Origin of the sequence: Paraburkholderia oxyphila NBRC 105797, from assembly GCF_000685075.1 — a bacterium.
Classification (GTDB): Bacteria; Pseudomonadota; Gammaproteobacteria; order Burkholderiales; family Burkholderiaceae; genus Paraburkholderia; species Paraburkholderia oxyphila.
The window spans coordinates 101,531-120,946 of the sequence record NZ_BAYD01000010.1; the positions used below are offsets into that span (position 1 = coordinate 101,531).

17 protein-coding genes are annotated in these 19,416 nt (G+C 60.2%); 11 read left to right on the top strand and 6 right to left on the bottom strand.

What is annotated here, in order from left to right; all coding sequences use genetic code 11:
* Positions 1-53: 53 nt before the first annotated feature.
* From BO1_RS09315 to BO1_RS09325, 3 genes are all read right to left on the bottom strand, one after another.
* Positions 54-698, bottom strand: coding sequence for an ankyrin repeat domain-containing protein (locus BO1_RS09315; RefSeq protein WP_084687849.1), 645 nt, complete (start codon positions 696-698; stop codon positions 54-56).
* A 172-nt stretch (positions 699-870) separates the two neighbouring features.
* Positions 871-1,209: an antibiotic biosynthesis monooxygenase family protein gene (locus BO1_RS09320; RefSeq protein ID WP_028217325.1), complete on the bottom strand. Its 339-nt coding sequence runs from the start codon at positions 1,207-1,209 to the stop codon at positions 871-873.
* 47 nt (positions 1,210-1,256) lie between these two features.
* Complete coding sequence (locus BO1_RS09325) at positions 1,257-1,886, bottom strand: LysE family translocator (RefSeq protein ID WP_028217326.1); 630 nt, start codon at positions 1,884-1,886, stop codon at positions 1,257-1,259.
* A gap of 82 nt (positions 1,887-1,968) precedes the next feature.
* Here BO1_RS09325 and BO1_RS09330 point away from each other — a divergent pair, with 82 nt between their 5' ends.
* From BO1_RS09330 to BO1_RS09350, 4 genes are all read left to right on the top strand, one after another.
* Positions 1,969-3,297 carry an aminotransferase-like domain-containing protein gene (locus BO1_RS09330; protein ID WP_028217327.1) on the top strand — a complete coding sequence of 443 codons (1,329 nt, stop codon included), beginning with the start codon at positions 1,969-1,971 and terminating at the stop codon, positions 3,295-3,297.
* A 197-nt stretch (positions 3,298-3,494) separates the two neighbouring features.
* Positions 3,495-5,297 carry a B12-binding domain-containing radical SAM protein gene (locus BO1_RS50330; RefSeq protein ID WP_218002795.1) on the top strand — a complete coding sequence of 601 codons (1,803 nt, stop codon included), beginning with the start codon at positions 3,495-3,497 and terminating at the stop codon, positions 5,295-5,297.
* A 173-nt stretch (positions 5,298-5,470) separates the two neighbouring features.
* Positions 5,471-5,827: a DUF1326 domain-containing protein gene (locus tag BO1_RS09340; RefSeq protein ID WP_028217328.1), complete on the top strand. Its 357-nt coding sequence runs from the start codon at positions 5,471-5,473 to the stop codon at positions 5,825-5,827.
* A 111-nt stretch (positions 5,828-5,938) separates the two neighbouring features.
* On the top strand, positions 5,939-6,820 hold the full coding sequence (locus BO1_RS09350; RefSeq protein ID WP_028217329.1) for a DMT family transporter: 882 nt from the start codon (positions 5,939-5,941) through the stop codon (positions 6,818-6,820).
* 177 nt (positions 6,821-6,997) lie between these two features.
* On the opposite strand, the gene BO1_RS09355 is transcribed toward BO1_RS09350, so the two are convergent.
* Both BO1_RS09355 and BO1_RS09360 read right to left on the bottom strand, forming a co-directional pair.
* A complete protein-coding gene (locus BO1_RS09355) occupies positions 6,998-7,972 on the bottom strand; it encodes a DMT family transporter (RefSeq protein WP_043284275.1) in 975 nt (324 codons plus the stop codon).
* Between the two features lie 89 nt (positions 7,973-8,061).
* Positions 8,062-8,703, bottom strand: coding sequence for a TetR/AcrR family transcriptional regulator (locus tag BO1_RS09360; RefSeq protein WP_028217331.1), 642 nt, complete (start codon positions 8,701-8,703; stop codon positions 8,062-8,064).
* A gap of 414 nt (positions 8,704-9,117) precedes the next feature.
* On the opposite strand from BO1_RS09360, the gene BO1_RS09365 reads away from it, so the two are divergent.
* Positions 9,118-10,425: an MFS transporter gene (locus BO1_RS09365; protein WP_028217332.1), complete on the top strand. Its 1,308-nt coding sequence runs from the start codon at positions 9,118-9,120 to the stop codon at positions 10,423-10,425.
* A gap of 38 nt (positions 10,426-10,463) precedes the next feature.
* On the opposite strand, the gene BO1_RS09370 is transcribed toward BO1_RS09365, so the two are convergent.
* A complete protein-coding gene (locus BO1_RS09370) occupies positions 10,464-11,156 on the bottom strand; it encodes a Crp/Fnr family transcriptional regulator (protein ID WP_043284277.1) in 693 nt (230 codons plus the stop codon).
* A gap of 161 nt (positions 11,157-11,317) precedes the next feature.
* Between BO1_RS09370 and BO1_RS09375 the strand changes: the two genes are divergently transcribed.
* The 6 genes from BO1_RS09375 to BO1_RS56270 all read left to right on the top strand — a co-directional run bounded on the left by BO1_RS09375 (position 11,318) and on the right by BO1_RS56270 (position 19,391).
* Positions 11,318-12,073, top strand: coding sequence for a class II aldolase/adducin family protein (locus BO1_RS09375; RefSeq protein ID WP_028217334.1), 756 nt, complete (start codon positions 11,318-11,320; stop codon positions 12,071-12,073).
* 216 nt (positions 12,074-12,289) lie between these two features.
* Entirely contained in the window at positions 12,290-13,177 is an 888-nt protein-coding gene (locus BO1_RS09380) for an alpha/beta fold hydrolase (RefSeq protein WP_028217335.1), read from the top strand.
* A gap of 349 nt (positions 13,178-13,526) precedes the next feature.
* Complete coding sequence (locus BO1_RS09385) at positions 13,527-14,516, top strand: 2-hydroxyacid dehydrogenase (protein ID WP_028217336.1); 990 nt, start codon at positions 13,527-13,529, stop codon at positions 14,514-14,516.
* 62 nt (positions 14,517-14,578) lie between these two features.
* A complete protein-coding gene (locus BO1_RS09390) occupies positions 14,579-15,379 on the top strand; it encodes an HpcH/HpaI aldolase family protein (RefSeq protein ID WP_043284337.1) in 801 nt (266 codons plus the stop codon).
* Positions 15,380-15,440: 61 nt separating this feature from the next.
* Complete coding sequence (locus tag BO1_RS09395; protein WP_028217338.1) at positions 15,441-16,532, top strand: enolase C-terminal domain-like protein; 1,092 nt, start codon at positions 15,441-15,443, stop codon at positions 16,530-16,532.
* Between the two features lie 588 nt (positions 16,533-17,120).
* Positions 17,121-19,391, top strand: a complete 2,271-nt coding sequence (locus BO1_RS56270; RefSeq protein WP_084687850.1) for a sigma 54-interacting transcriptional regulator — start codon at positions 17,121-17,123, stop codon at positions 19,389-19,391.
* Positions 19,392-19,416 lie beyond the last annotated feature (25 nt).

A 19,416-nucleotide genomic window follows, 5' to 3' on the forward strand; every position in this document is an offset into this window, starting at 1 on the left:
CATGGCGTGAGCGGCCCGCTACCGGCCATGAACAGCCCATCGCCATTTACCGATCAGGCACGGCCGCCTGACTTGCGCCGCAGTAGCGAAACCATCTGTTCGATCATCTCATTCGGTAGCTTGCGTTCCCGAGCGATCGCCACGCTGTCGCGACCTGCTGAATCGGGAATCGACGGATCCGCCCCGGCGCCGATCAACAGGGCCAGCGTGGCGAGCCGCTTGAGCCTCGCGGCGTAAAAGATCGGCGTCTCGCCATGGGCCTTGAGATTCAGCTCGGGTCTGGATTTCAACAGTGCGCGGCATACGCGTTCGTCGTCACGCCATACGGCCGCCCAAAGCGAATAGCTAGCGTTGGCGCCACGCTGCAGAAGGAACTCGACGAGAGGAAAATTCTCTCCACGGGCAACCGCATACCATAGCGGCGTGGCGCGAAAATCGCCTTCGTCCTCATCCATCGGCACGGCCTGTTCGAGATCCGCACCTGCATCGAGCAAGATCTTGACGGTCCTGATGCCATTCGGCTCGACCAGTTGTGGGCTGCTGCCAGGCTTCACCGAGCACGCCCAATGCAGAGCCGTTTTTCCATTGGGGTCACTTGCCGCGACGAGCTCCGGTGCCGCGCTCAATAATGCGGCGACGGTTGCCGAGTCCCAGATGCGGACTGCGGAGAACAACGCTGTTCTGGAGGGCTTGCCCATTCTCGCTCCCGCACTCGACCGATCCCGCACTGATGCAATCAGGCGTCAACTGTCACGAAGTTTAGACCACTGGATGGCGATCAATTCTTGGTCGAGCCGTCCAATGGCTATTTATGGACGGCTGCGGCCCGGTGTGTTTGGCCGGAGTCGTTAAAATTGTGACCGATTTGAATCAACGCATTTTCGGCTGCCTCGAGTCGGGCACGAAGTGCTCAAACGCCCCATCTCCATACGCTCGCTCCACTTTCGATATCACGACGTGGTATCCGCCGTACCATTTCCGGAACTGTCGCTTGGCGTCCAGATGCTGTGGAGCCGTGGCAAACGCCTTGAGCGATGCTTCGTCTCGCCAGTAATAACTGGCGTTCACCAAGCTTCCGTCGGCTGATCGCCAGGATTCCGCGCCGACAAAGCCGGGCAGGCTGGTCGCCACTTCATCGATCATGGCGCTCAGGCGGTGAAACTCCTCGTCGGCCTCGCCCGGCTTGTAGATAAAGGCTGCGATGTACATTCACGGTTCTCCATGCGATGGGGTTGGGCGCCGCTTCGTCTGGCGACTCAAAGGGGGCGGGACATCACGGCCAGCCGAACCGCCAGCAGCACCAGTAAAGCGGCCAGGCCGCGGGACTGGAGCCTGGCCGCTCCCGAGTGGCGGGCCAGGAAGCGGGACACCGAGCCGCCAACAGCACCTAGCAGCGTGTGAAAAACCGTAGCGATAGCGGTCAGGGTACAGCCGAGCAGGGCCAACTGCTGCCCGACCGGGCCTTTGCCAGGATCGGCGAATTGCGGCAGAAAGACCATGAAGAACAGCAATGCCTTCGGATTCAACAGGCTGTTCAGCGCGCCGCGCACGAAGACCGAGCGCAGCGTTGACTGGGACGCGGCCAGTTGCTCCAGTTCACCTGGCCGGCGCACGGCCTTGCAGGCCATCCACAGCAGGTAAGCCGCACCGGCGTAGCGGATCAGGTCGAACGACGGTGGCCATGCCGCGACCACCGCGGTCACGCCGGTCGCCGTCAGCGCGGTGAGGATCAGGTCAGCCAGGCCAATGCCCAGCGCAGCCGCCGCGCCGCCTCCAGGCCCATAGGCCATGCCATGCACCATCACGAAAGCCATGTTCGGGCCGGGAGACAGCAAGAGCGCCATCACGGCGGCCGCGAAGACCAATAAGGTGGATGTCTCGATCATGCGGGGAGGCGTTTGCGTTGATGGAGGTCGCAGAGTAATCTTTGCCGGCGATACAAACAAAGAATTGTTCTAGATACATGCCATGGGCGAATCCCGGTACAAATCCATCGTCGACGATCTGGCCTCCCGCATTCGCGCGGGCGCACTGCCGCCTGGCACGCGGCTGCCCACCATCCGCTCGCTGATGAAGCTGCACGGCGTCGCCCTGGCGACCGCCTCGCGCGCGTATGGCGAACTTGAAGCCATCGGGCTGGTGGTCGGCGAAGTGGGCAGAGGCACGTTCGTGCGCGATACCTCGCTGCCGCGCGGGCTGGGGCTGGAGCAGAATCCGGCACCCTCCGGCGCAATCGACCTGACCTTCAACTACCCGTCGCTGCCGGGTCAGGTCGAGTTGCTGCGTACCGGGTTGCGCAACCTTGCGGCCTCCGGCGATCTCGATGCCCTGCTGCATTCCGCGCCGCAAGGCGGGCGCAGTCACGAACGCCAGACGATTGCCAGGCATCTGCGCAATCGCGGCATGCGGGTGCCCGGCGCACAGGTCCTGATCGTCAACGGTGCACAACAGGGACTGGCCGTGACCGTCATGGGGCTGCTCCAGCCCGGCGACATCCTGGCGATTGACGCGTTGACCTACCCCGGGATGAAAGCGATGGCGCAGTTGCACCGGCTCGACCTCGCGCCGCTGCCCCCGCGCATGGGTGGCGGTCTGGATCTGGACCGGCTCGACGCACTGTGCCGCAAACGTCCCGTGCGCGCCCTCTATGCGATGCCGACGCTGCACAACCCGCTAGGCTGGGTGATGAGCGAGCCGGACCGCGTTCGCCTGGCTGAACTCGCTGAGCGGCATGACTTTCTCATCATCGAGGACGGCGCCTACGCTTTCCTTGCCGAACCCGCACCCAAGCCTGTCTTCACGCACGCCCCCGACCGGACCGTCTACGTATCGGGGTTGTCAAAGAGCGTGGCATCGGGATTGAGGGTGGGGTTCGTGGCGGCGCCGGAGCGCCTGATGCCGGCGCTCGAGCGGGCCATTCGCGTGTCGACATGGAATACGCCCTCGCTCACCGTCGCCTTGGCGTGTCAGTGGATCGAAGGCGGGATCGTCGATACGCTCGAAGATCAAAAGCGCAAGGATGCGCGGCGCAGGCAGGTGCTGGCGCGCCGCATCTTGCGCGGCGCATCGATCGTCGCGCACCCCAGGTCTTATTACCTGTGGCTCGAGCTGCCCGACGATCTGCGCGCCGACCGTGTCGCGGCCGATCTGGAGCGTGACGGCGTTCTGGTGACGACGGCCGAGCCGTTTTCGACCATGCCGAACGCGCCTCATGCACTTCGATTGGCAATCGGCTCGCTTTCGCTTGATGCGCTCGGCGATGCTTTGCATAAAGTCGGCCGGGCCGTGATCGGCTGAAGCCATCCGCGAAATCGCCGTCTCACATGCGGAAGGCATAAAACCAGGCGCCTGCGGCATTGTTTACACAGCAGGCGGCCCGGCGGGTAGGATGCGGGTTGTTGTACTGCTTGCCAGTTCACGATCCATCTCCGATTTTCTGAAGACGGACGACCTTCACGGTTTTGTGACTTCCAGACAGGGCTACAGAGCACACCATGGACACAATGGACACGATGTACTCGATTCCTGACAGTTCCCGATTCTCTCTCGTCCTCATCAAACCGACCCATTACGACGACGACGGCTATCCGATCCAGTGGCTCCGCTCGGTCATGCCTTCCAATACACTCGCTTGTATGTATGCGCTCGCTGATGACGCGCGAAAGCGAAGGCTGCTGGGCCCTGATGTTCACTTCGACATCGAAACATGCGACGAAACCAACCAGCGGGTGTGGCCAGAGCGCATCATTCGTGACCTGAAGGCAAAGGGCGGGAGATCAATGATTGGTCTGGTCGGTGTCCAGTCGAACCAGTACCCGCGCGCACTCGACCTCGCCCGCCAGTTCCGCGCCGCAGGCTTGCCGGTTGCGATCGGTGGCTTCCACGTTTCTGGCTGCATCTCCATGCTGCCCAAGATGCCCACTGAGCTGAAGGAAGCACAAGCAATGGGGGTGGCGCTCTTCGCTGGGGAGGCCGAGGAACAGCGTTTTGATGAAGTCCTTCTCGACGCGTGGAATGGTGCAATGAAGCCCTTGTACAATTTCATGGACGCGTTGCCCTCGCTCGAAGGGGCTCCCCAGCCCTTCTTGCCGCGCAAGCATATCGAACGCACGGCAGGTACCTATACCTCGGTCGACCTCGGTCGTGGTTGCCCGTATCAGTGCTCGTTTTGTACCATCATCAACGTGCAGGGACACAAGAGCCGCTTTCGCACTCCCGACGATCTCGAGAAGATCATCCGCGAGAACGCAAAGCAGGGCATCGACCGGTTCTTCGTCACGGATGATAATTTCGCCCGCAACCACGACTGGGAGATCCTTCTCGACCGCGTCATCGAACTTCGGGAAAAGGAAGGCATTCATTGCGGCTTCACGATCCAGGTCGACACGCTCTGTCACAAGATTCCAGGCTTCATCGAGAAGGCCACGCGCGCGGGTGTGCGTCGCGTGTTCATCGGGCTTGAGAATATCAATCCCGAGAATCTGATCGCGGCGAAGAAGCGGCAGAACAAGATCACCGAATACCGCGCCATGCTGCAGATGTGGCGCGCTCACGGCGCGATTACCTACGCTGGCTATATCATCGGATTCCCGGCGGACACGAAAGAATCGATCCTGCGCGACATCGAGATCATCAAGCGTGAATTGCCGATCGACATTCTCGAATTCTTCATGCTCACGCCGCTTCCGGGTTCCGAGGATCATCAGACGATGGTAAGGAACGCTGAATGGATGGACCCCGACATCAACAAATACGACACCAACCACCGCGTCACGCACCATCCGAAAATGTCGGACGCTGAATGGGAAGAAGCGTATCGGTGCGCCTGGAGCGCGTTCTACTCGTACGACCACATCCGCACGATCGTCAAGCGGGCAGCGCAGATCCCGAACGGCCGACCGAAGACAATCATGCGCACCATCGCCTGGTTCAGACTGATGATCGAGCACGAGGGTGTGCATCCGCTCGAAGGGGGTGCCCTGCGGATGAAACACCGCCGTGACCGCCGTTGGGGGCTGCCGGTCGAATCGCCGCTTCGCTTCTATCCGCGCTACTTGAGTGAGACCGCTCTCAAGATGACAAAATATCTGCGCTTCTACCTCAGGACAGAGGCCATGCTCAGGGAAGTCATAAAGGCACCGGATCGTTACGCCTACACGGATATCGCCATCACGCCGCTGCAGCAAGAGGAGTTCGAGCAGCTTGGACTCTTTCACGCCACGAGCGGCGGCGAGGCAGCGCTGGCTGTCCACCACCGGCGTATTGCCATCCGGTCAGCGGGCCCTTCTGCAGCGTGAATCTGGCTTAAAGGACGCTCGGCATCGATTCGACCGCTGGCCAGACCGTTATCGAACTGCTTGGCCGTCAACGAACCTGACTTGTTGCAACCCGCAGCGGGGAGATTACAATTTATTGCGGCTGCACCCCGCGGCGACAAGTCGGTGTTCGCGTGCCTTCAATGGAGGTTCGTATGAGCTATCACCTGGAAGGTCGTCTTCTCGAAGTTTGCAACGGCAAGGTGCTTTGCCCCTGCTGGATCGGCGAGGACCCTGACAACGGTACCTGCACCACCATTGTCGCGTGGCATATAGACAAGGGAACGGTCGACGGCGTCGATGCAGGCGGCAACACCATCGCGGCTGTCGCCCATGTACCCGGCAACATCCTGCAAGGCAACCGGACTGCCGCGATTTATGTCGACGTGCCCGGCGCTCCGGTGTTTGTCGGCAAGGCCCCGTCCTATCGATCGAAGAATCCCGCACTCGGCATCGACCTCGACATCAAAAACCCCAACGCTCTGCAAAGCACGTTCGTCTTCGACGCATGAGCCCGATGGCAGGCCCACCGCCGTCGCGCGCCTCGCGCCATGTTCACGTGTTCCTGCCGGTTCTGACTGCGCTGATTGCGCTCGCGTGGGCGGTCGTTCTGGTCGTGACCCATGCATGAAGCACGCGGTGGCCTGCTCGTCTTGCAAACGACCGTCCTCACCGCGGTGGCGATGCTCGCCTTCGCGGCTAATTCGCTGCTGTGCCGGCTCGCACTGCTGCGGGGGGAAATCGATCCGGTCAGCTTCGCCGGCATCAGGCTGGTTTCGGGAGCGATCATGCTCGCCGTCATCGTGCGGTTCAGGTCAGAACGGCCCGCGCCCGGCCATGCCGACTGGCTCGCCGCCGCCATGCTGTTTGCTTACGTCGCCTTCTTCTCCTTCGCGTATCTCACCTTGTCCGCAGGCACGGGCGCATTGATTCTGTTCGGCGCAGTTCAATTGACGATGTTCAGCGTGGGTTTGCGCTCCGGCGAGAAGTTCGGATCCGTCGCATGGCTCGGTCTCGCACTGGCAGTCGCAGGGCTTGTCTACCTGGTGTCGCCGGGTATCGCGGCACCGCCGTTCCTCGGCGCGGCGTTGATGGCGATCGCGGGTGTCGCGTGGGGCGTGTACTCGTTGCGCGGCCGCGGGGTGGCCGACCCGCTCGCAGCGACGGCGGGAAACTTCGCGAGGGCGGCGCCGATTGCCCTCTTGCTGAGCGTGCTGTTCCTCACGAACGCCCGCGCTTACGCGAACGAGGCCGGGGTCGCCCTTGCGATTGCCTCCGGCGCGCTCACGTCCGGCATCGGGTATGTCATCTGGTATGCGGCGCTGAGCAAGCTTACCGCCATGCGAGCCGCCACTGTGCAGTTGTCGGTGCCGCTGATCGCTGCATTTGGCGGCGTGGCGTTCCTGTCGGAATCGATCACGCCGCGCCTGGCCGCGGCTTCCGCTTCGATTCTTGGGGGCATCGCGATGGTGCTGACCAGCAAATCGCGCAAGCCGCGCACATAGCGTCCATCGGTGGCCACTCTGCAGATGCGCTGCGACAACGCGGCGAACCTCCACCGAGACGCCACGGATTAACTTGCGAGCTATTCGTTGCTGCCGACGCTGTTACCGAAGCGCTGCTCGCCGAGTACGCCCTTGAGCCATGCTGCCGTCATCATGTGCAGCGTGGAGTCTCCGCCATCACGCCGCGGCCGACGCTGCGATCCTCAACGAACGGCGGCGCAAATATACGTTGTTCATGATCAGTGCGACGGCGGTCAGCGTGGCCCCCGCGATCTGCGCCGACATCGGCACGACTCCCGTCAACGCTGACACAACGAACGCGGTGATCGGCACCACATCCATGAACAGTACCCCATTCATCGGACCGAGGATCCGATTTCCGGAGACCCAGAACAGGATCGCACCGAACCCGGCGACGGGTCCCATGTAGAGCAGGTGCGGCGCGATCGAGCGCAGCGTTGACAACGTCGGTGCCGGCACTGCGTGCAGCGCAATCAAGATCACGTTGACGGTGACAATGGTAGTCAGCCCGAGCCAGCTCGTCATCGTCGTGTACTTCAACGCTGACCAGCGTGCAAACCGCGCAGAGCCGAACGTGTAGACCACCCAACACAGCGCGCCGATCACTATGAGCCCGCTGGCAGCGTAGTGCTGCGGGCCGTGAATGGCGGCCTGCAGATCACCGCCCGTAATCACCAGCGCGACGCCTGAGAACGATACCGCGACGAAGACAAGCGAAAGCACTGGCGGTGCGCTGCGTCGTAGCCACGCGCCAAGAAGCAAGCCCATCATCGGTTGTGTCGCCATCATGATCGAAGCATCAAGTGCGCCGTCCGGTCCGGCAAGTTGCTGTCCGAGAAATACGAACGAGCCGAATCCGCAAAAGCCGACAGATCCGAGCAACCACGCAGTCCCGAGCGAGTGGCCGTCCGCCCCGAACGCGTTGGCTCCTTCGCGATGCCGCAGCAGCATCGCGAATGCGACCCCGGCTATCAGGTAGCGCAGGGACGTGAAAGTGAATGGATCGATCTGCGTCAGCGCGTTGGTCATTACGGGAAACATCGCGCCCATCAGCGCGGTAGCCGACAGACACAACGCGACGCCCTTCCAATAACGCATCGGCGACGCGAATGAAGTGGAGTCTGATTTCATGACTGATCGTTCTCAAAATAGACTAAAAAAATGCCGGCGGCTGCCGACACCCGTGAAATCGTGTTCGCGAGCCGATGCGAGCGCTCGTCTCAGACCAGCGCTCGCATCGCCATGTCCACGATCGATGTGAGTGCAGACTTATCCATGTCGATCTTGCCGAGTACGCGCATCCCCTGAACGATGCAGAGCAGAAACCGTCCGACGTCCTCTGCATCCAGGCTTCGATCGAACTGGCCCGCTTGTTGGCCGCGCGCGATTGCAAGACTGAACTGCGTCGCGATGCGGTGCAGAGTCGACTCGATGTGGGAACGCATGGCCTGGTCGTCCGGGAGCAACTCGATGGCCGCGTTTGTGATGAAGCAGCCGTGCCGATCCAGCAGATTCGCGCTGACCAGCGTGTAATGCAGCAGCGCTGCGCGCAACGCGTCAGCCGGCGGCATGTCGGCGGCCAGTCGCTCCTTCAGCCGCGCGACGGCGCCGTCCGCATAGCGATCGAACGCCGCGACAAGCAAGCCGTGCTTGTCGCCGAAGGTTCGGTACAGACTGCCGCGGAACACGCCGGTCGCGTCGCACAGCGCGTCAACAGGCGTTGCGTGGTAGCCATGCTCCCAGAAGATGCGGGCAGCTGTGTCGATCGCCTGGTCGACATCGAATTCCCGCGGTCGACCGCGTTCGGCGGGACGAGCGGAGCGGGAGCGAGCGTGGGTTCGGGAACTGTCGGAGGTAGCCATGGAGTCGATATTAGGACTAATTGTTCTCAAAATCAACCCGCTAAACGGCTTCGTTTGAAGTCCATCGGTGGTTTCCGCGGCGCGATCGGAGCGTCGACGGCAACACGATGTTCTCCGCATACGCGCGGACGCCCTGGTCGCGCTCCCCAAATTCCAGATAAACCCGGAATTGCAAAATATCTTGCAGTTGCGCGGTAAGGCACCCATTACCCTTGCCTTACGAAACGGAAGAGGAGTGATGTCAGGGCCAAGGCGAGGCCAACGGCTATTTGAGCGGTGCGTTGCAAGACGCTCCTGTATTCGGATTCGATATGCGATCGAATTCCCTTCTCGGCCAGACGGCCTGGGCGTGCTGCGCAAGCAGCGATACAACAAGCACGTTGTACGTGGCCCACATTTAGCGACGGACTCCAGATGTCAGACATTGCCGCATTTCCGTACACGAGTTCCTCGACGGATCTGGAAAGGACATATCAGAAGGTAACGCGAAAAATTGTGCCGTTACTCTTTCTCTGCTATCTGCTTGCCTATCTCGATCGAATCAACATCGGCTATGCCCAACTGCAGATGCGATTCGATCTGCATTTTTCGGATGCCATATATGGCTTGGGCGCCAGCATGTTCTTTGTCGGATACATGCTCTTTGAGATACCCAGTAACGTGCTCCTGAAAAAAATCGGAGCGCGCAAAACCATGCTTCGCATCATGCTATGCTGGGGTGTCGTATCAATGGGCACCCTGTTCGTAGCGAATCCGCTCGAATTCTATGTGGCGAGGTTCTTCCTTGGTGTGTTCGAAGCGGGCTTCTTTCCCGGTATCCTGTTTTACCTGACGCTATGGTTTCCGGCTGACCGGCGGGCACGCGTCGTTGCTTTCTTTATGGCTGCGACAGTTGCAGCCGGCTTGATTTCGGGTCCCGTTTCGGGCTACTTGCTGCAACACATGAACGGTGTTCACGGCTTGCGCGGGTGGCAGTGGATGTTTCTGCTGGAGGGCCTGCCGACGGTTTTCCTGGGCATCGCAACTTATCTTTTGCTGGTCGATCAGCCGTCCGCTGCCAGATGGCTTTCTGCTGCGGAAAAAGATGCCATTGCGCGAGACCTCGCAGAAAATTCACGCAGCGCCCCGGCGGAAACTACTCATGTTCGTGACGTCTTGCGCGATTTGCGCGTCTTCAGACTTGCGGCGCTCTATTTCGCCATGAATTGCGCCGCTTATGCGTTGAGCTTCTGGATGCCGTCGATGATCGAACGGGCCGGCGCCGTGGGCCTGCAGCGAATTGGTTTGCTCTCCCTCATTCCCTACGCCTGCGGAATTGTGGCAATGATCTGGTACAGCCGCCACTCTGACAGGACCCGGGAGCGGCGATGGCACTTTGCATTTGCCGTGCTGCTTTGTGCCGTGGCGCTTTCCTTCAGCAACTGGACGCAAGGATCGCTTTGGACCTCTATCGCACTGGTCTCCGTTGCTCTGGCCGCAGTGATCTCCTCGTTCCCGGTTTTCTGGGCCGTGGCGACGTCGGTGCTTCGCAGGGAATCAATGGCCGTGGGTATCGCAATCGTTACCACCCTGGGCGCCGTTTCCGGAATCATCTGTCCGTACGCAATTGGCCTGATAAAAACGTCGACAGGAAGCCTCGATGCCGGGCTCTATTCCTGCTCGGTTCTTCTCCTGATTGCTAGCGTTGTCATGCTTTTCATGAAAGACGACCCGCGTGGATAAGGAAAGAGAAGAAGGCCAGATCTCGCTTGAGCGGTTTGTCAGTTATCCTCCTGGAGCTTCAGCAAGGCCTCTCTTGAAAGTATTTGTATGCGGCCGTAGTGAAGCGAAATCGCGCCTTTGGCAACCATCGCCTTCAGTTCGATAGCGAGAGTCTGGCGAGTGATATCCAGCATCATCGCCAGCATTTCCTGCGACAGCGCAATCTCATCGCGACTCGCCGAGGCCGCGCTCATGTCGCCGGAAGCCAGCAGAACCAGCCTCCTGGCTATACGCGCCCGCGTGGAATAGGCCGCCGAGTCGTCGATGATTCGATAGAGCCAGCTCGTGTGGATAGCCTGGAGCTGCGCAATGGCTTTGGCAAAAGCCGCATCGTTCATCAGGGTTTCGAATGTCTGGGGCCTGGCCGCGAGGACGGTTGCATTCTCGAGGGCCACGACATCGTGCGCGTGGGGAGCGCCACTGATCATCGACATCTGGCCGAACCAGTTACCCGCTTCAATAACGGCAAGAATGGCCTCCCTGCCGTTTTCCCTGAGCGTGGACGCCTTCAGACGTCCCTTGTTGACGCCATAGAACCCGTTTCGCCGATCTCCTCGCCGGAACAGGTATTCCCCGGACTTGAGCTGAACTGTCCAGCAACCCTCGAGCAGAGCCTGCTGCGTGGCCCGAGCCAGCGAGCCGAACCAGGGATTCGCGCGCATCTCGTCAGATGCCTGTGCGATGAAAGTCATTTGAAACCTCGATTCGGCCGGAAGAAACGCGAGAACTGGAAGATATCTTGCGGTCTGAAGATAGGCGCTTTTGTACTCTGTGGTCAAGTTGACGCTCAAAGCAACGACGTTGCATCCGTCAACGGTTCCCGATCCAACCTTCACAATTTCAGGGAGACATCATGCGAATCCCGTCGCTGAAAAATACCGTCAGTGCTGACGAATGGCAACTCCGCTGCGACCTCGCGGCATGTTATCGCCTCGTGGCGCTGCATGGCTGGACCGATCTGATCTTTACGCACATCAGCGCGCGAATGCCTGGTCCCGACCATCGTTTCCTGATCAATCCGTACGGGCTCCTGTTCGAAGAGGTCACCGCATCGTCGCTCATCATGGTCAATACCGAAGGCCAGCGGCTGTCGAACTCGGAGTTCGAGGTCAATCGCGCTGGGTTTGTGATCCATAGCGCGATTCATGCTGCACGCGAGGACGTGCAGTGCGTATTGCACACACATACCCGCGCGGGCGTAGCCGTCAGTGCGCAGAAGAACGGCCTGTTGCCGATTTCCCAGCAATCGACGTTCGTGCTCGACTCACTCGGATATCACGATTACGAGGGCGTAGCGCTTCGAGATGACGAAAAACCGCGCCTTCAGGACGACCTTGGGCACGCCAACTATCTGATGCTCAGGAATCATGGCTTGCTGACCGTCGGAAGGACCATTGCAGATGCATTTCTGAGCATGTACATCTTCGAGACTGCGTGCCAGATCCAGTTGTCAGCACAGGCGGGAGGCGAACTGACGCTTGTGGACCGGGATATTCTGGCCACAGCGGCTTCGGCGAAAGATGTTCAGACGGACGGAGTCGGAGGCTCGTTTGTGTGGCCGGCGCTGATTCGCAAACTCGACCGGGTTGACGACAGTTATCGTTCGTAGGGAGTCGGTCCGGGGCGGACACGAATTTTTCGGGAGAGGGAGCTCTCCCATTCTCGCGTTCGATGAATACGCGCGCTGAATGTACCCGAAGCGCGCATTGAAATGGCCCACCTGATAATCGTGATCGCGCATCGATTGGCGGATCTCCGCAACAACGATACGCAGTCCAGAATATAAAGGCGAACCCATCGAGTTTGCCCGTTCGAGGAAAGAGACATGACCCAAAGCACAGACGCCTGGAAAGCCAGGGGAGACCACTTTACCTACCGTGGCCACAAGATCTTCTGGCGCGAGGAAGGGAGAGCGGATGCCCCTGCTCTCCTTTTAATCCATGGCTTTCCGACGGCTTCGTGGGATTGGCTACACGTCTGGCCGGATCTGCTCAAGCGTTATAGATTGCTCACGCTAGATATGATCGGTTTCGGTCATTCGGACAAGCCGCGTGATTACCGCTACTCGATCCTCGATCAGGCCGATCTTTACGATCGATTCCTGGCAATGCGTGGCGTCGGTGAATTCCACATTCTGGCTCATGACTACGGGGACTCGGTGGCGCAGGAAATGTTAGCCAGAGATATTGAATGCTCCGATCGACCACGACTGCGGAGTGTTTGTTTCCTCAATGGTGGCCTTTTCCCTGAAACGCACAGGCGCGTGCGTTTTCAGTCGCTCCTGCTTTCGCCGATCGGGCCGCTCGTCTCCTTGCTGACGACCCGAAGAAAGCTGTCTGAAAACATGAGCGCGGTATTCGGGAGTCAATATCCGGCGGATGCGCAAACGCTCGACTCCATGTGGGATGTGCTGCGTGAACAGCATGGCGAGCGGATCATGCACAAACTCATCAATTACATCCCTGATCGCATCGAGCATCGGGAAAGATGGGTTGGCGCGCTCCAGGCGGCGGAGATTCCGCTCAAGCTGATCGTCGGCCCTGTTGACCCTATCTCGGGTAGCCACATGGTCGAGCGCTATCGCGAGCTGGTGCCCCGTTCCGATGTCACGGAATTGCCTGGCGTCGGACACTACCCGCAAGTTCAGGCCCCGGCCGCTGTGACCGCCTGTTACTTTGAGTTCCGCGACCGATTGGCAACCGTGTGTGCGTGAATCGGCGTCGAGCACCGAATCCGGCGCGATGTCCATGACGCAAGTCGTGCCGGCGCGCCCCGGTGACGAGGACATCGGCAGCGGTGCCCGAAAAACCCGGGTTTGGAAGTTTCCTTGCAGTTGTGGTTCTGGGCAGACGTTACGCTTGACGCACGAGTTGAAAAGAAGCGCAGAGCCTAACACTGGCTGGTTCGTCGTCACATCCGTCACATACGCATCGCGCCGGTGCCGCCATGTCCAACGGGAGACCGAAGGCCACGGGGACGATGCGTCGGTGCGGTGTGGGTTGGGAGTTTCGTTTGATTACGCGCGGCGCCGTTCGTCGTTGCGCAAAGCGTGGAGATAGAACATGCAGAAGATTCTGGTAGCCGGTCCGACCTTTCCGGACGTGATCGACCGGCTCAAACACTATTTCGAAGTTGACTGGAACCAGGGCAACGCACTCACCGTCGACGAACTGGTCCAGCGCCTGGCGGACAAGGACGGCGCACTGACCGCGGGCGAGCCGATTACTGCTGCGGTGCTCGCGGCAGCGCCGCGCTTGCGCGTCGTTTCGAACATGGCGGTGGGTTTCAACAACTTCGACATCGCCGCGTTCAATGCGGTCAATGTCCTCGGCACCAACACGCCCGACGTACTGAACGAATCGGTGGCCGACTTCGGCTGGGCGCTGATGATGGCCGCGGCGCGCCGCGTGACCGAGTCGGAACACTGGCTGCGCGCCGGCAAGTGGCACAAGTTTCAGTACGACGCCTTTCTCGGTACCGATATTCAAGGCTCGACCCTCGGCATTGTCGGTATGGGCCGCATCGGACAGGCGCTCGCGCGCCGCGCACGCGGCTTCAACATGCGCGTCATCTACAACAACCGTACGCGCGTGGCGCCGCATATCGAAGCAGAGTTGAATGCGGAGTATGCGTCGAAGGAGCAACTGCTGCGCGCCTCGGACCATGTTGTTCTCGTCCTGCCGTACACGCCTGAGAACCGTCACACGATCGGCGCCGCTGAACTCGCGCAGATGAAGCCCACAGCGACACTCACCAATATCGCGCGCGGCGGTATTGTCGACGACGCGGCGCTTGCTGAAGCGTTGCGCGCGAGGCGCATCGGCGCGGCCGGCCTTGACGTGTTCGAGGGTGAACCGCGCGTGCATCCGGATCTCCTGTCGGTGCCGAATGTCGTGTTGACGCCGCATATCGCGAGTGCGACTGAGGCGACGCGCCGCGCGATGGCCAACCTGGCTGCCGACAATCTGATCGCAGGTCTGGGCCAAGGGCCGCAGGCGGGGCATCCGCCCAATCCGATCAATCCCGAAGTGCTTGGCAAGACGCGCTTGTGAACATGGCAGCGCGCTTCGGCTGAACGGCTTTCCTGGACGATTGAAAACAGATGGAGTCCATCATGTCTTATTCGAATGTCAGCGTTGCGAAGACCAAGGACGGGCTTAAAGCGCGGCCATCCCTGAGAGCTATCTGGGCGCAGGGCGGTACCGCCGTGGGCGGATGGTGCGGCATACCGAGTGCACTGAGTGCGGAGGCCATGGCGCGCGCGGGCTTCGATTGGGTTTGCATCGACATGCAGCATGGTTGCATGGATTATGCGACTGCTCTCGAGATGATCCGGGCGATTGATGCGACGCCGTGTCAGTCGATTGTGCGGGTGCCCTGGAATGAACCGGCGATGATCGGCCGTGTTCTCGATGCCGGTGCGGACGGTGTGATCATCCCGATGATCCGCACGCCCGCCGACGCGCAAGCTGCTGTAGACGCGTGCCGCTATCCACCAGAGGGGCGCCGCAGCTTTGGACCCATGCGGGTGGGTCTGCGCGACGGCGCGTCCTATTTCAGTGAAGCGAATGGCCGCGTGCTTGTGATCCCGATGATCGAGACCGAGGATGCCCTGGCCCATGTCGAGGCGATCGCCGCGATCCCCGGCGTCGGCGCGCTGTTCCTGGGGCCGTACGACATGTCGGTTGCGCTCGGTCTGCCTCCGCGCGACAACGATGGCGAAGCGGCATTCGATCATGCCGTGGCGACGATCGTTGCTGCGGCAAAGAAGGCCGGGATCGGCGCTGCTGTGCTCTCGTCTGCGACCCTTTTCGCCCAACGCGCCGCCCAGGGCTTCAACATGATTTCGACCACGGTGGACCTGACAGCGTTGTCGCAGGCAGCCCGCAACGACCTGGCCGCAGCACGAAACTGATCGACGCGATGTCACCGTCATTGTCGACGCGCGTACAGCACAACTAAAAGGAAGGGATTCCATGTCCAGTTTTTCGGCAGACCTCACTGTTCGCGAAGTACAGGCGCGTGCCGTCCTCGCACCGCTAAAAACGCCGCTCGTGACCCCCGCGGGCGCGTTCCCCAAAGCGCCCCTGGTGCTGATCGATCTCCACACCGAGGAGGGCATCACGGGCCGTGCATATCTGATGGCCAACAGTCCCGTAGCGCTGAAAGCCATGGAGACATTGGTGCTCGATCTTGGTGCTACGCTGGTTGGGCAGAAGGTGGTTCCAGTCGAGCGTCACGAGGAAATGCGCTCGCGCTTTACACTGATCGGCGGTTCACACGGGCTCGCCAACACAGCGATCTCCGGCCTCGATGTCGCGCTCTGGGATGCACTGGCCATCGCCGCCAATTTACCTCTCGCGACGCTGATTGGCGGCCGCCCGCAGCCGCTCAAGGCTTATAACAGCCTTGGCATGATCCGCGCCCCGGCCGCCGCGGAAGAAGCCGAAAAGTCACTGGCGGCCGGTTTCGCCGCCATCAAGTTCAAGATCGGCTGGCCGACCTTCGCGGAAGACCTCGCCGCAGTACGTGCTTTCCGTGCGGCCGCGCCGGATGTCGAACTGATGGTCGATTACAACCAGAGTCTCACGCTAGCCGAAGCGCTGCGTCGCGGCCATGCGCTGGAGAGCGAAGGACTGGCCTGGATCGAGGAGCCGATCCGCTGTGACGACTTCACGGGCTTCGCCCAGATCGCCGCCGAGCTGAAAACTCCACTCCAGATCGGGGAGAACTTCTCCGGCGTTTTCGATATGGAACGGGCACTCCGCGCCAATGCCAGCGACTACGTCATGTGCGACGTGCAGATGATCGGCGGCGTGACCGGCTGGCTGCGGGCTGCAGCTCTGGCGCAAGTAACCGGCAAGAACTTTTCGAGCCATTGCTTCGTGGAGGCGAGCTCGCATCTGCTGACAGTCACGCCCACGCGCCACTGGCTCGAATTCCTCGATGTCGCCGGGGAAATACTGGCGGAACCCCCCAGGGTCATCAAGGGAACTGTCACCGCGCCAGACTGCCCGGGGGTTGGTCTCGTCTGGGACGAAGCGGCCGTCGCGAAGGCGAGAGTGTAGGATATTCAAACTCTTTACGGGTGCACAGGCCGATAAAGAACAATTCGCTTTTCACAGTCGAATGGTCAAAGCGGCGTTGAGCGCCTACGATCCGACCATGCACGTCGACGTGGCGACAGCAACGGACGCGATGGGGCAGGACTATATCATCGCGTCCGCGCACTCAGACAACATCAGCAGACCTCGCCTGCCACGCGGTGGATCAACATCGAAGAGATCGGCGTAAAGTTCACGCCGACCGTGCCAGAGAACGCCATGTTTATCAACCGGACGATCGTCTAACAGAATAACAAGCCCACAAGGGAAAATCTCCTGAATCAGACGACCGCTAAATACGGAATACCCCCACCGGAAGCAGGTTGCAACCGCCTCGCGAACGGCCGCTCTCCGTAATCAATAAGGCATGCGAACAATTTCGCAACTGGCCAATTGACGCCTTGGAGACTCAAAGCGCCCGGTCGGCATACCCCCGGCACCGTATGTCGCTATCAATATGACTGTCTTTCGTCAGGCAGGACATCAGTCCGCCAGCAGCCACGCCACACAGCACATGTTCTCGTCAATTGCCATGTCATCCAGGAATGGAGCATGATTGCAAACGACGCCTACCACCGTTCAGAGGTCGTCGTTCCAGAATTCTGTAATCTGCTGCGGCGACCCGGCCCGCTGGCTAGTTCAATTCGCGTACAGGAGCAGCTGATGATGGATTACGGCAAGGATTCTCTGCAACTGACGCTGAATTTGATTCCGGCGCACGTGTGGTATGCCGATGCATCGGGAGCACTCACTTTCGTCAACGAGCGCTGCGCGGATTACCTGGGCCTCGCATCGGATGATCCACTGCGCTTCGGCGCGGAGTCGCATATGGCGTGGGATTCCCACGTTACCCTCCTCCATCCGGATGATCACGAAGAGACACGCAGAATTTGGGCAGAGTGCATCAAATCCAGATCGGCGGGCGATGTCGCTTTTCGGGTGCGCAATGCAGAGGGGGGATACCGCTGGTTTCTGAGCCGTGCCGAACCTCGCTGGACGAGCGACGGGGAGTTGCAGGGTTGGATTGGTATCAATCTCGATATCGATGAGCAAAGACAGTCGGAGTTTTATCTGCAGGAAGGCCAACGCCTGATGAAGGCCGGAAGCTGGGTCTTCAGCGGGGAAGAGTTTGAATATTGGTCACCCAGCATGTTCCATCTCTATGGCATTGATCCGTCCGGCCGGGCGCCAACGCTCTCTGAGTGTCTGGGATTTCTGCACCCCGATGATCGGGTATCCATGAACAGTCTGATTCGCAGGATTGTGGACGAGCGCCGTGGCTTCGATTTCACGAAACGCATTGCGCGGCGCGACGGATCGGTTCGTCTGATACGTTGGGTCGGCACACCTACGGCCGATGGCGGACCCGAGCCAAGATTTATCGGCATCTGCCTCGATGTGACGGAGCATGAGCAACTGGCTGCAGATTTGCGCAATCGCGAGAGCGAATACAGACAGATTGTCGACTTGGTGCCGCAGCCCGCGGCGCTGGTCGGGGCAGACGGCCAGCGTTTCTATGCAAACCGTTCGGCGCTTGACTATCTCGGGATCAGTTTTGAAGAGTGGTTAATTGAACCCCTTGGCAACTCCATACATGGCGACGATAAAGCGCGGTTTCTGGCGTTCCAGAAGCGGCTATCGACCCCCCAGGTTCACGACATCGAGCTGCGTCTGCTGAAGAAGAACGGAGATTCACGGTGGTTTTTGTGTCGCTACAACCCTTTGAGTGATGAGGCCGGCCAGTTGGCGCGCTGGTACATCACATGTACCGATATCGAAGACCAAAAGCGTTTAGAGGAGCGGCTGCGACGGGAAAATATCGCTCTGCGCGAGGAGATCGACCAGACCTCCATGTTCGAAGAAATTGTCGGCACCTCGGCGGCACTCAAGGAAGTCCTGTCACGGGTCACCAAAGTCGCCGCTACTGATGCCACGGTATTGGTAATGGGCGAAACCGGCACCGGCAAGGAATTGATTGCAAGGGCCATCCACCGGCGCTCGCGTCGCGCCTGTGGGGCCTTTGTTGCGGTCAACTGCGCAGCGATTCCGAAAGAGCTGATTGCCTCGGAACTTTTCGGGCACGAGAAAGGTGGGTTCACTGGCGCGACGCAACGCCGGACTGGCCGCTTCGAAATTGCTGAAGGGGGCACGATCTTCCTTGATGAGATTGGCGAACTGTCCCTGGACACGCAGATCGCTTTGCTGCGCGTGTTACAGGAGCGGGAGTTCGAGCGAGTTGGCGGCCGGACGACAATTCAGGCCAATGTCCGGGTGATTGCGGCGACCAATCGTGACCTGAACCAGGCGATTGCCGCAGGAACGTTTCGCGAGGATCTGTTTTATCGCCTCCATGTTTTCCCGCTCGATTTACCTCCGTTGCGGGAACGCAGGGAAGACATTCCGCTGCTGGTGGAGTACTTCATCAACCGCCTCGCTCGCAATGAAGGCAAAAAGTTCAAGTCCATCAATCGCAATACGCTGAATTATCTCGAGTCCTATCGATGGCCGGGCAACGTACGCGAACTGCAGAACGTGATTGAGCGTTCGGTGATTGTTTGCGATTCAGAGGATTTTTCGATCGACAAAAGCTGGTTGGCCGGGGCCCCGTCAGCTGGCGATGCACACGTTTTATCGAATGCCTTGCTCGCGCACGAAAAAACCATCATCGAGGACGCATTGCGCATCTGCAATGGACGCGTCTATGGCCCTTTCGGCGCAGCGGCGCGGCTTGGCTTGCCGCGCTCGACGCTCGAGTCAAAAATCCGGGCGCTGAAAATCGACAAGCGCCGCTTCCGGCAAAAGCCGCCGGGCGACTCGGGTTGAGCTTGCCCATCAGCTATTCCAGACT